Annotated in this window: 8 protein-coding genes; 6 read left to right on the top strand and 2 right to left on the bottom strand. The window is 70.6% G+C overall.

The annotated features are described in order from the left end of the window. Nucleotides 1–50: 50 nt before the first annotated feature. Nucleotides 51–1,214, top strand: coding sequence for a damage-control phosphatase ARMT1 family protein (locus KIK05_RS01050; protein WP_250562038.1), 1,164 nt, complete (start codon nucleotides 51–53; stop codon nucleotides 1,212–1,214). Nucleotides 1,215–1,291: 77 nt separating this feature from the next. Here KIK05_RS01050 and KIK05_RS01045 read toward each other — a convergent pair whose 3' ends face one another. Together KIK05_RS01045 and KIK05_RS01040 are read right to left on the bottom strand one after the other, a co-directional pair. Next, nucleotides 1,292–3,859, bottom strand: a complete 2,568-nt coding sequence (locus KIK05_RS01045) for a glycosyl hydrolase family 18 protein (RefSeq protein WP_214408565.1) — start codon at nucleotides 3,857–3,859, stop codon at nucleotides 1,292–1,294. 213 nt (nucleotides 3,860–4,072) lie between these two features. Continuing rightward, nucleotides 4,073–4,888, bottom strand: coding sequence for a crotonase/enoyl-CoA hydratase family protein (locus KIK05_RS01040; RefSeq protein ID WP_214408564.1), 816 nt, complete (start codon nucleotides 4,886–4,888; stop codon nucleotides 4,073–4,075). 245 nt (nucleotides 4,889–5,133) lie between these two features. Between KIK05_RS01040 and KIK05_RS01035 the strand changes: the two genes are divergently transcribed. The 5 genes from KIK05_RS01035 to KIK05_RS01015 are packed head-to-tail and all read left to right on the top strand — an operon-like array spanning nucleotide 5,134 to nucleotide 11,371. Beyond that, nucleotides 5,134–6,678 carry an acyl-CoA synthetase gene (locus KIK05_RS01035; RefSeq protein ID WP_214408563.1) on the top strand — a complete coding sequence of 515 codons (1,545 nt, stop codon included), beginning with the start codon at nucleotides 5,134–5,136 and terminating at the stop codon, nucleotides 6,676–6,678. Next, nucleotides 6,668–7,570 (top strand): Zn-ribbon domain-containing OB-fold protein, encoded by a 903-nt coding sequence (locus KIK05_RS01030; RefSeq protein WP_308249680.1) that lies wholly within the window; start codon nucleotides 6,668–6,670, stop codon nucleotides 7,568–7,570. Before KIK05_RS01035 ends, KIK05_RS01030 begins: the two co-directional genes overlap by 11 nt. 13 nt (nucleotides 7,571–7,583) lie before the next feature. Next, entirely contained in the window at nucleotides 7,584–8,603 is a 1,020-nt protein-coding gene (locus tag KIK05_RS01025; protein WP_214408562.1) for a thiolase family protein, read from the top strand. Nucleotides 8,604–8,605: 2 nt separating this feature from the next. Then, complete coding sequence (locus tag KIK05_RS01020) at nucleotides 8,606–9,754, top strand: thiolase family protein (RefSeq protein WP_214408561.1); 1,149 nt, start codon at nucleotides 8,606–8,608, stop codon at nucleotides 9,752–9,754. A gap of 30 nt (nucleotides 9,755–9,784) precedes the next feature. Further along, nucleotides 9,785–11,371, top strand: a complete 1,587-nt coding sequence (locus tag KIK05_RS01015) for an acyl-CoA synthetase (RefSeq protein WP_214408560.1) — start codon at nucleotides 9,785–9,787, stop codon at nucleotides 11,369–11,371. Nucleotides 11,372–11,520: the final 149 nt, after the last annotated feature.

Raw genomic sequence — 11,520 nt, 5'->3', positions numbered from 1 at the left:
CTGGGGTTTACTGACCGGGACACGCGACGACATCGGGAGGAATGCCGGCGATGAGCCACGACGCCGTGCCGCCCATCATGGGCAACGTGCCCGGTTCGTACGCCCTCGGGGTCTTCCGGGAGCGGCACCCCGCCCTGATCCGGCAGGTCAGGGAGGCGCTGCCCTACACCCCCGACCGGCAGGAGGCGCTCGACCGGCTGCTGGACGAGGCCGTCCGCGACGTGATGGAACCGCTCGACCCCTCCGAGCACGACCACGCCGCCTGGGCCGAGTGGGGGCGCGGCAGGTACGGCGGTCGCTGGATCGACGTGCCGTTCCTCTGGGCCGAGAGTTTCTTCTACCGCAAGCTCCTGTCCGCCACCGGCTACTTCGCCGACGGCCCGTGGCGCGGCGTCGACCCGTTCGGCCCGTTCAAGCAGGCCGAACTCGACGGCCCGGTCGTGGACGGCGAGCTGGCCGCCCTCGACGAGACGGCCGCGCTGCCGCCGGAGGAGCGGGCACGGGCGCTGCTCCTCGGATCGCTGTGGGGCAACCGCGCGGACCTGTCGTTCAACGTGACCGAGACGGGCGAGCGCGAGCGTGCGACGGGGCTGGTCGTGGACGACGGCGAGCTGCTGTGGTCGCTGCTGCGCCAGGGCGCTCCGGGCAAGGTGTGCCTGGTCGCCGACAACGCGGGCCGCGAGCTGCTGCCCGACCTCGTGCTCGCCGACCACCTCCTCGCCGAGGGCCTGGCGGGTGAGGTCGTGCTGCACGTCAAGCCGCAGCCGTACTTCGTCTCGGACGCCACCCCGGCGGACGTGCTGGCCTGCCTGCGGCGGCTGGCCGCGGCGCCCGGTCAGGCGGGCAAGGCGGGCGGGCGCCTGTGGCGGGCCATGGGCGAGGGGCGGCTGACCCTGCGCGCCCATCCGTTCGCCTGCGCTCCGCTGCCCTACCGAGACATGCCCGCCGACCTGCGCGACGACTTCGCCTCGGCGTCCGTCACCATCACCAAGGGCGACCTGAACTACCGGAGGCTCACCGGCGATCTGATGTGGCCGGCGACCACGCCGTTCCCGCAGGTCACCGCGTACTTCCCCGGCCCTGTCGTCGCGCTGCGCACCCTGAAGTCGGACGTCCTCACCGGCGTCCCCGAGCGGACCCTGGCGGCCCTGGACGCGGACGGCGCCCCGTGGCGCACCACGGGAACGCACGCCATGATCCAGGGCCGGCCGTAGGCGGGCTCCGCGCACCCCCGGCTTCGGTGCGGGCCGGTCGGTCGGGCCGGGGGCGCGCGGAGGCTTCTCGCCGGTCGCTAGTTCAGACCGGCGTCCAGCGCGGTGGTGAGGGTGCCGGGGTCGCCGGACATCTCCCAGATCATCGCGCCGAGCAGGTTCTTGCTCCGCAACCAGGCGGTCTTCTTGCCGATGGACCACGGGTCGTCGAACGTCCACCACTGCCCGCCGTTGCCGGTGTAGCAGTACGTGGCCACCGCCTGCTCGTCATGGCGCACGGTGCAGCCCGGTACGCCCGAGATCAGGTTGCTGTAGCCGCGGGTGCCCGCCTCCTCCTGGAACTGGCCGGGAGCGGCCCCGGTGGCCGACTGCCACTCGCCGTACTTGCCGCCGTCGGCGACGCCCTGCCAGCCGCGGCCGTAGTAGGCCAGGCCGATCGTGAGCTTGCGGGGGTTCACCCCCGCGTTCAGGTAGACGTTGACCGCGTCCTGCACGCTGAAGTGGAAGCTGTAGGGGTCGTCGACGTCGGTGTACAGGTTGCCCTGGTGGCCGGTGCGGTTCGGCTCCCAGGAGTTGTCGCTGCCGGCGCCGTGGAAGTCGTAGCCCTGGATGTTAAAGATGTCCAGATATTTCGCGACTTCGGGGAGGTCCCAGCCCGAGCTGACCTTAGCCGGGTCGGCCGGAGTGAAGGCCGTCAGCTGGTACCGCTTGCCCGTCTCGGCCGTCAGCGCGTCGAGCTGGCGGCGGAACTCGGCGATCAGCAGCGTGTTGTTCGCCTTGTCGTTGGGGCTCACGTGGTTGCCCGCGTGCCCCTCGGCGCCCGGCCACTCCCAGTCCAGGTCGATACCGTCGAAGATCCCGGCGGCCGACCCCGGCCCGCCCGCGCTGTTGTAGACGGGCAGGTTGCCCTTGATGTAGACGTCGATGCACGACTGGACGAACTTCTTGCGGGAGGCGTCGGTGGCCGCCACGTCCGAGAAGTACTTGGAGTAGGTCCAGCCGCCCAGCGAGATCAGCACCTTGAGGTTGGGGTACTTCGCCTTGAGCTTCTTGAGCTGGTTGAAGTTGCCGCGCAGCTTCTCCCACCCGGTGTCGCCGACGCCGTCCACCGACTGCGCGGCGCTCATCGGACGGCCGTAGTCGGCGTCCGCGTCGCCCGCTCCGTCGCCCTGGCTCGGATCCTGCGGGTTCTGGGTCGTGCCCTTGGTCACGCCCTGCAGGCAGGTCAGGTTGACGGGGTCGATGTTGCCGAAGGCGTAGTTGATGTGGGTCAGCTTGGCGGCGGCCCCGGTGGTGTCGAGGTTGCGCACGAAGTACTGGCGGCCGTAGATGCCCCACTGCACGAAGTAGCCGACGCGGGCGTAGCCCTTCTCCACGATGTCGGCCGTGGTCGCCTTGACCGTGGCGCTCGGCGCCGAGATGTTGTCGTACAGGTCACGGGCCCGGACGGAGAAGGAGTACTCCGTGGACGGCGACAGGCCGGACACCGTGGCGGTGGTGCCGATGACGGTGGCCGCGACCGTCGAGCCGACGTAGACGTCGTAGTTCGCCACGCCGGTGTTGTCGGTCGAGGCGTCCCAGGTCAGCGTGACACTGGAGGAGGTCTTGCCCGTGCTGCGCAGGTTCGCGGGCGCCGTCGGCGCCTGGGTGTCGGTGGCCGGGTCGTTCGTCTTCACCGTGAGCGCGGGACCGGCCGCCGAGAGGTTGCCCTTGCGGTCCTTGGCCTTGACCGTGAAGGCGTAGGAGGTGTTCGGGGTCAGCCCGGTGACGGTCGCCGAGGTCGAGGTGACGCTCGTCGCCAGGGCGCCGTCCTTGTAGACCTCGTACCCGGTGACGGGGAGGCTGCCGGGCGTCGAGGCGTCCCAGGTCAGCGACACGGTCTTGGTGGTCTTGACGGGGGAGCGCAGGTTGCCCGGCGCGCCGGGCGGCGTGTCCGGCGAGCCGTCGCAGTTGACGTCGTTGATCCGGCAGCTGGTGGGCTCGGCGCCCGCCTTGCTGACGGTGAAGGACGGGCTGTACGGCTCGGTGGAGCCGTTCGCCGCCACGGTCGTGTTGTAGTGGGCCGGGGTGAGCGTCACGGTGGTCCCGCTCTGGCTGAGCGATCCGTTCTCCGCGTTGCCCGCGGTGACCCCGGCGGGCAGGTCGAACACGATCGACCAGCCGTTCAGCGCCGTGGAGCCGTTGTTCCTGACGACGAACTTCGCCGCGGTCCCGCTGACGGTGTAGTCCGCGACCAGCGGCGCGGGCGGCGGCGGGTCGTCGCCGGTGCCGTCGCAGTTCGCGCCCTTGATCGTGCAGTTGGCGGGCTGCGCGGCGGCGCTGAGGGTGAAGGTCGGACTGTACGGCTCGGTGTTCTTGCCCGCCTGGATGGTGGCGATGTAGAAGGCGGGCGTGAGCGTCACCCGTGTGCCGTTCTGGCTGACGGTGGCGTTCTGCGGGTTGGACGCGGTCACCCCTGACGGCAGGTCGAACTTGATCGACCAGTCACTCACCGCGGTGGTGCCGGGATTGCTGACGACGAACTTGCCTGTGGTCCCGGAGAGACTGAACGCCGCGATCAGCCGCGAGGCGGCCATCGCGGGCGCCACGTTGACCGCAAGGGCGACCAGTAACAGGACCGGGAGTAACAGGATGGCGGGCCTGCGCATGCGGAAAGCCTTTCTTTTAAGAAGGTTTCCTAAGAATTGCCCGGATCGTAAGCCCGTTTCCCCAGGCAGGGCAAGGCCCGTCTCGCGTGTTTTCCGGTCGTCCTCAGTGGAGGGCGCTCGTCCGCCGCGAGAGACGCCGCCGCTCACAGGACCAGGGCCGGCGGTCGCTGCGCGACGCCGGCCCGTCAGATGCCCGTCCCGGCCCCCGAGGGGCTACTCGCCCCGGTAGACGGCGGGGCGCTTCTCGCGGAAGGCGCGGGAGCCCTCCTTGGCGTCCTCGGAGCCGATGACCGGCCAGCCGATGGCGTCGGAGACCTTCAGGGCCTCCGGCTCGGGCATGCCGATCGTCTCCCGGTAGGTGCGCAGGATGGCCTGCACGGCGAGCGGGCCGCAGGCCGAGATCTCGTCGGCGATCTCACGGGCGGCGCTCAGTGCCTCGCCGTCCGGGACGACCCGGTTGACCAGGCCCATCGACAGCGCCTCCTGGGCGGTGATCGACCTGCCGGTGAGCAGGATGTCCATGGCGAAGGCGTAGGGGATCTGGCGCGGCAGCCGTATGGCGCTGCCGCCCATGGGGAACAGCGCGCGGCGGGCCTCGAACAGGCCGAGCGTCGCCGACTCGCCCACGACTCTCAGATCGGTGCCGACGAGCAGCTCGGTGCCGCCCGCCACGGCGTACCCCTCGACGGCGCAGATGATCGGCTTGGTGGGCAGGGCGTCGCTGTCGCGCAGCAGGCCCTTCCAGTGGAAGTCGGGGATCTCCTGGGCGCGCTTGAGCACGCGCGGGTCGCTGGAGGGCGTGCCCATGGCCTTCAGGTCGGCGCCGGCGCAGAAGGTGCCGTTCGCGCCGGTGAGGATGCCCACGCGCACGTCCGGTTCGGCGGAGATGTAGGCCCAGGCCTCGGCGAGCCCGATCAGCATGTCGGAGGAGAGGGCGTTCCTCGCTTCGGGCCGGTCCATCGTGACGACGACGACGTGGCCGTCACGTTCGATCCGGCAGTGCGGCGTGCTGATGGGGAGAAGCTCCATGGACGACACCCTCCTAGATGACCAAGCGCTTGCAAGGCTAGCCGTACGTCCTCGTGTGGCTCAAATCAAGCGCTTGCTCGGTACACGTCGGCCGGGTTAGTCTGCGGCTTGCGAACTAGAACAGATTCTTGTTCGCGAACCCCGCGACGCGCCAGGCCTTGCCGGGAAACCGATAACGTGCTTCACTGCGGCGGGTCCGGGGGACGTTGCGGTATGTCACGGCGGAACCTGACAAGGGAGTGCCGATGGGCTCGCTCGGCTTCTGGAGGCTCGCGCAGGCCGATCCCGAGTGGATCGCGGCGGTCGACCCCGACGGCACCGAATACACGGCCGCCGAGCTCCTGTCCCGTGCCAACCGGCTGGTCCACGGGCTGCGGGCGCTCGGCCTGAAGGCCGGCGACGGCCTCTGCGGCCTGGTCCCGAACGGCGTCGACGGCCTCACTCTGTACCTCGCCGCGCTGCAGGCCGGCTGGTACTACACCCCCGTCAACTGGCACCTCACCGGGCCCGAGATCGCCTACATCGTCGGCGACAGCGAGGCCAGGGCGTTCTTCGTCCACGAGCGGTACGCCGCCGAGGGCGTGCGCGGCGCCGAGGCCATCGAGGCGGACCGCAGGTTCTCCTTCGGCCGGATCGACGGCTTCCGCCCGGTCTCCGACCTCACCGTCGGACAGCCCGGCACGCTCCCGTCCGACCGCACGGCCGGAGCCACCATGCACTACACCTCCGGGACGACGGGCAAGCCCAAGGGGGTCAGGCGCCCGCTCAACGGGCTCGACCCCGACGACGCCGCCGAGCTGATGACGTTCCTGCTCTCGCTGTTCGGCATCACGCCGGGCCGGCCGAACGCCCACCTGGTCACCTCGCCGAACTACCACACGGCGGTCACCCAGTTCGGCGGCACGGCCCTGCACATGGGACACACGCTCGTCTACATGGACAGGTGGGACGCCGAGGAGACGCTGCGGCTCTGCGAGAAGTACCGGGTGACCAACTCCCACATGGTGCCCACGCACTTCAAGCGATTACTCGCCCTCCCCGACGAGGTGAAGCACAAGTACGACCTGTCCTCCCTGAAGTGGATGATCCACGCGGCCGCGCCCTGCCCCGTCCCCGTCAAGTGGGCGATGCTCCAGTGGTGGGGCGACTGCATCTACGAGTACTACGCGGCGACCGAGGGCGGCGGCACCATCGCCACTCCCGAGGACTGGAAGAAGCACCCCGGCACGGTCGGCAAGGCCTGGCCGATCAGTGAGCTGCTCATCGTGGACGACGACCGCGAGCCCGTCCCCGCAGGCACCCCCGGCACGGTCTACATGAAGATGGCCGGCGTCCGCTTCGAGTACAAGGGCGACCCCGCCAAGACCGAGGAGAACCGCCTGCGCGACCACTTCACGGTCGGCGACATCGGCTACCTCGACGAGGAGGGCTTCCTCTACCTCTGCGACCGCAAGGCCGACATGATCATCTCGGGGGGCGCGAACATCTACCCGGCCGAGATCGAGAACGAGCTGATGATCCACCCCAAGGTCGCCGACGTGGCCGTCTTCGGCATCCCGGACGACGAGTGGGGCGAGCAGATCAAGGCCGTCGTCGAGCCCACACCGGGCGCCACCCCGGGGCCCGAGCTGGCCGAGGAGATCCTGCGGTCGCTCGAAGGCCGCCTGGCCAAGATGAAGTGGCCCCGCTCGATCGACTTCATCGCCGAGATGCCCCGCGAGCCGAACGGCAAGCTCCTCAAGCGCAAACTCCGTGACCCCTACTGGGAGGGCCGCGATCGTGCCATCTGATCCCCTGGTCGCCGAGCACGTCCTTGAGTTCCCCGGCGGGTACACGCGTACCACCGGGCCGGTGATCGGGCGTTTCCTCACGGAGTTACGCGACGGCCGCATCGTCGGCGTGCGCACGGCGCAGGGCCGCGTGCTCGTACCGCCCCTGGAGTACGACCCGGACACCGGCGAGGCGGTGACCGGCGACTACGTGGAGGTGGGGCCGGCGGGGACGGTGGTGACCTGGGCCTGGGTGAGCACCCCGCGGAAGGGGCACCCGCTCGACCGGCCGTTCGCGTGGGCGCTCATCAAGCTTGACGGCGCCGACACCTCGCTCGTCCACGCCGTCGGCGCCGGCGACGTCAAGGCCATGCGTCCCGGGCTGCGCGTACGTCCCCGGTTCAAGCCCGAGGCGGAACGGGTGGGCGACATCACCGACATCGCCTACTTCGCGCCTGAGGTCACCTCGATGGTCTCCCATATCCGCGCGGAGTACCGCATCCAGCCCGGCCGTTCGCTCGCCCGGTTCCTCGAAGGCATCCGCGACGGCGTCTTCCTCGCCGGGCGCTGCGCCCGGTGCGACAAGGTGTACGTGCCCTACCGGACGTCCTGCCCGGCGTGCGGCTCGGTCATCGAGGAGGAGATGACGCTGCCCGGCACCGGCACCGTCACCACCTTCGCCATCAACAACCTGCCCGACCCCCGCGCCCCCGAGGTGCCGTTCGTCTCGGCGTACATCCTCCTCGACGGCGCCGACGTCCCGATGATCGCCCTGCTGGGCGACGTCCCCGCGCACGAGGTGCGCCAGGGCATGCGGGTCAGGGCCGTCTGGCTGCCCCCGGGGGAGCGCACCCTGTCCATGAGCAACATCAAGTGGTTCGCCCCCACCGGCGAGCCGGACGCCGAGCTTTGAGGGGGCCCGCGCCGTGCGTGAGGTAGCTGTCGTCGCGTTCGCCCAGACCCGGCACACCGGCCACGACGAAGGCCTGACCGAGCCCGAGCTGATCTCGCCGATCATCCACGAGGTCAAGGAGCGCACCGGGCTGTCACGCTTCGGCTTCACCTGCTCGGGAAGCTGCGACTACCTCGCCGGAGCGCCGTTCTCGTTCGTCTCCGCGCTCGACGCCATCGGCGCCTGGCCGCCCATCTCCGAGAGCCACGTCGAGATGGACGCCGCCTGGGCCCTGTACGAGGCGTGGGTGCGCCTGCAGCACGGCGACGTCGACACCGCGCTCGTCTACGGCTTCGGCAAGTCGTCACAGGGCGACCTGCGGGAGATCATGACGCTGCAGCTCGACCCGTACTACCTGGTGCCGCTCGGCCTCGACCAGGTGTCGTTCGCCGCCCTCCAGGCGAGCGCCCTCGGCGCCGACCCGGCGGCGCTGCGGGAGATCGTACGACGCAGCCGCGCCGACGGCCGGGCCAACCCCTACGCCCTCGACCTGCCCGAACCCGGCGACGAGGAACCCGAGGTCCAGCCGCTGCGCCCGATGGACGTCGCGCCCGTCACCGACGGGGCCGCCGCCGTCGTCCTCGCGGCCGGCGACGCGGCGAGAGAGCTGGCCGAACGGCCCGCGTGGATCACGGGCATCGCCCACCGCATAGAACCCCACTATCTGGGTATGCGCGATCTCGCCCGGTCGGCCTCCGCCGCCGAGGCCGCACGAGCGGCGGGGGTCGACAAGGGTCCAGTCGAGGTCGCCGAGCTGCACGCCCAGTTCAGCCACGAGGAGCTCATCCTGCGGGAGGCGCTCGGCCTGACCGGCGCCACGGTCGTCAACCCCTCCGGCGGGCCGCTCGCCGCCAACCCGGTCATGGCCACCGGCCTGATCCGCATCGGGGAGGCCGCCCAGCGCGTCCTCGACGGCCGCGCGGGCCGCACCGTCGGCCACGCGGCGTCGGGCCCCTGCCTCCAGCACAACCTCGTCACCGTCATGGAGGCCTGACCATGGGCAACCGCTGCGCCGTCATCGGGGTCGGCCAGACCAGGTACCAGACCAAGCGGCACGACGTCTCGATCGCCGGCCTCGTCCGCGAGGCCGCGCTGCGCGCCCTGGAGGACGCCGGGCTGACGTTCAAGGACATCGACGCCGTCGTCATCGGCAAGGCGCCCGACCTGTTCGAGGGCGTGATGATGCCCGAGGCCTACCTCGCCGACGCCCTCGGCGCGGCGGGCAAGCCGATGATGCGCGTGCACACGGCGGGCAGCGTCGGCGGGTCCACCGGGCTGGTCGGCGCGTCGCTCATCCAGGGCGGGGTGCACGACCGGGTGCTCGTCGTCGCGTTCGAGAAGCAGTCGGAGTCGAACGCCACCTGGGCGCTGTCCACCCACCTGCCGTTCAACGCCTCGCTGGTCGTCGGCGCGGGAGGCTACTTCGCGCCGCACATCCGCGAGTACATCCGCCGGTCCGGCGCGCCCGACCACATCGGCACGCTCGTCGCCGTCAAGGACCGGCAGAACGCGCTGAAGAACCCGTACGCGCACCTGAGGATCCCGGGCATCAGCCGCGCGATGGTCGAGTCGACGCCGATGCTGTGGGAGCCCATCCGCTACCTGGAGACCTGCCCGTCGTCCGACGGCGCGTGCGCGATGGTGCTGGCCGCCGAGGACAAGGTGACCGGCACCCCGGCCTGGGTCCACGGGACGGCCATGCGGTCCGAGCCCATCTTCCGGGCCGGGCGCGACATGGTGAACCCGCAGGCCGGCAAGGACTGCGTCGCCGACGTCTACCGGCAGGCCGGCGTCACCGACCCGCGGCGTGAGATCGACGTCGCCGAGGTGTACGTGCCGTTCTCCTGGTACGAGCCGATGTGGCTGGAGAACCTCGGCTTCGCCGGGGAGGGCGAGGGCTGGAAGCTCACCGAGTCCGGCGCCACCGCGCTGGACGGCGACATCCCCTGGAACGCCTCCGGCGGAGTGCTCAGCTCCAACCCGATCGGCGCGTCCGGGCTCATCCGCTTCGCCGAGGCGGCCCTGCAGGTCAGAGGCCTCGCCGGCGAACACCAGGTGGACGGCGCGCGGCGTGCCCTCGGCCACGCCTACGGCGGCGGCGCCCAGTTCTTCGCGATGTGGATCGTCGGGAGCGAGAAGCCATGAGGACCCGCGACTTATAAGGGGGAGTCCCCGATGGAGTTCAACCACGCTGATCTGTTCGAGGGGTTGGCCGACGCGATCGGGGACCGCGTGGCCGTGGTCTGCGGGGACACGCGCATGACCTACGCCGAGCTGGACGGGCACGCCAACCGGCTGGCCCACTTCCTGCTGGAGAGGGGCGTGCGGGCCGGGCAGCACGTCGGCATCCAGCTGTACAACGGCATCGAGTACATCGCCGGGCTGCTCGCCGCGTTGAAGATCAGGGCGGTGCCGGTCAACGTCAACTACCGGTACGTCGAGGCCGAGCTGCTGTACCTGTACACCGACTCCGACATCGTCGCCCTGCTGTACGACGTGGAGTTCGACGACCGGGTGGCCGCCACCGCGCCGCGATGCCCCAAGCTGGCGACGCTGGTCGCGGTGGGCGGGCCGTCGCGCGTCGAGGGAGCCGTGCCGTACGGCGAGGCGCTCGCCGGCCGCTCCGCCGGGCGCGACGGCTTCCCCGAGCGTTCGGGGGACGACGTCTACATCATCTACACCGGCGGCACCACCGGCATGCCGAAGGGTGTCATGTGGCGCAGCGAGGACCTGTTCATGGGGTTCGGCGGCGGGAACCCGTACGGCGAGCCGCACCGCGAGCCCGGCCAGGTGATCGAGGCGGCCAGGAACTCCGGGCCGATGGTGATGATGCCCGTCGCGCCGCTGATGCACGGCGCCGCGCAGATGGCCACCTGGATCGCGTGGTGGATGGGCGCGACCGTCGTGTACGTGCCGAAGTTCGACGCGGCCGAGGTGCTGCGCGCCATCGAACGCGAAAAGGTGCTCACCATCAACATCACCGGCGACGCGATGGCCCGCCCGCTGGCCGACGAGATCGCCACCGGGGCGTACGACCTGCCGTCGCTGCTGGTGGTGAGCTCGACGGGGGCCATCCTGACCGGGGCGGTGCGCGACCGGTTGCAGGAGCTGCTGCCCAATGTGATGATCATGGACAGCTTCGGGTCCACCGAGTCCGGCTACACCGCCTCGGCGGTCGCCGGCTCCTCGCCCGAGGCGGGGCTGAAATACCAGCCGAACGCGACCGCGACGCTCGCCGTCCTCAACGACGCGCTGGAGCCGGTCAAGCCGGGCTCCGGCGAGATCGGCACCGTCGCCAAGACGGGCACCATCGCCTTCGGCTACTACAACGACCCCGGCAAGACCGCCAGGACCTTCGTCACCGACGCCGAGGGGACCCGCTGGCTGCTCACCGGCGACCTCGCCCGGGTCGAGGAGGACGGCACCATCCTGGTCTTCGGGCGCGGCTCGCAGTGCATCAACAGCGGGGGCGAGAAGGTCTTCCCCGAAGAGATCGAGGCCGTGCTCAAGGGCCACCCGGCGGTGTTCGACGCCGTCGTCACCGGCGTCCCGGACGAGCGCTGGGGCCACCGGGTCGCCGCCGTCGTCGAGCCCCGCGAGGGCGTCCGGTTGACGGCCGAGGAACTCGACGCTCACTGCCGGGCGAGGCTGTCGGGCTACAAGGTGCCCCGCACGTACGCCTTCGTCGACCAGATGGTCCGCTCCCCGGCAGGCAAGGCCGACTACCGCTGGGCCAAGGCCACCGCCCAGGCCGCTTCATAGGAGTCGCCGGCCTGCTCCTTCCTGGGACCGTGCTTCAGGAGGGATGAGGTCAGGTCGGTCGCGATAGTGGCTTGACAAAGGGCAGGCTCTGATTACGATTGGTGATGCATGACCCACTCCGGGTTATGAAGTGAGGCCGGGTTAACCTC

Origin of the sequence: Sphaerisporangium fuscum (assembly GCF_018531465.1) — a bacterium.
GTDB lineage: Bacteria > Actinomycetota > Actinomycetes > Streptosporangiales > Streptosporangiaceae > Sphaerisporangium > Sphaerisporangium fuscum.
This window is presented reverse-complemented; position numbering and strand designations above follow the sequence as displayed.